Below are 703 nucleotides of genomic sequence, written 5' to 3' on the forward strand. Positions count from 1 at the left end.
GCGATCGCGCGGGCCGGCGAGACCATGCGGAGCTTGTTCCACAGCTGGAGGCCGGGGCCGACCGGGTCGCGAATGTGCCGGTGGACGCCACGCGCCCGCCCGGAGCGGCCGTCCGGCGCGGTCAGGTGGACGCGCGTCAGGTCGAGGCCCCAGACCGGCAGGGCATGCAATGCCGCGGCCGACTGATGGCTCGCGAACACGGTGGGACCGCTGGTCCGCAGGACGTTGTGGATCCGGCGCAGGTACAGAACCTCGTCGGTGACGAGCATGAGTGAACGATGAGCGGCATAGGTCCCCCGCCGGATCCGGCGCCAGGCACCGGAGCCGAGCAAGGAGTCGATATCAGCGTCGACGTACCCACAGGCACGCGCGTCGGCCCGGGTGAACACACCACCCCGGATCGACGCCATCACGGCAAGTTCTTGGGCATGAATCCTCAACTTGCCGCGATTCGACCGCCCGGGAGCCGCCGATTTCACATCTGTGGAGAACTCCGGGCATAAAAAATGCCCGTCATGTGTCTATGACGAGCTCTGCGCGGGTTGGTACCCAGGGTTGCCAGAGGAGGGGCATGCCGGCCTCGGACGGGGTGCGGTTGCCTTTGCGCTCGTTGCACGAGGCGTGGGCGGCGACGGCGTTCAGCCACTCGGTGCGGCCGCCCCTGGACCTGGGTTGGACGTGGTCCATGGTGTCGGCGTTCTCC

General features: G+C 68.3%; 2 protein-coding genes. Both read right to left on the reverse strand.

Annotated elements, in window-relative coordinates; genetic code table 11:
* A partial coding sequence (locus tag EF918_RS36385; protein WP_148141385.1) for a type IV toxin-antitoxin system AbiEi family antitoxin domain-containing protein occupies positions 1-410 on the reverse strand: 410 nt, incomplete at its 3' end.
* Positions 411-513: 103 nt separating this feature from the next.
* Complete coding sequence (locus EF918_RS36390) at positions 514-687, reverse strand: HNH endonuclease (protein WP_260611032.1); 174 nt, start codon at positions 685-687, stop codon at positions 514-516.
* Positions 688-703 lie beyond the last annotated feature (16 nt).

This window comes from Streptomyces sp. WAC06614, from assembly GCF_003949795.1.
Classification (GTDB): domain Bacteria; phylum Actinomycetota; class Actinomycetes; order Streptomycetales; family Streptomycetaceae; genus Streptomyces.

Coding starts and splice junctions, on each gene's coding strand:
- EF918_RS36390 (WP_260611032.1), bottom strand. CDS start 687: ATGGACCACGTCCAACCCAGGTCCAGGGGCGGCCGCACCGAGTGGCTG.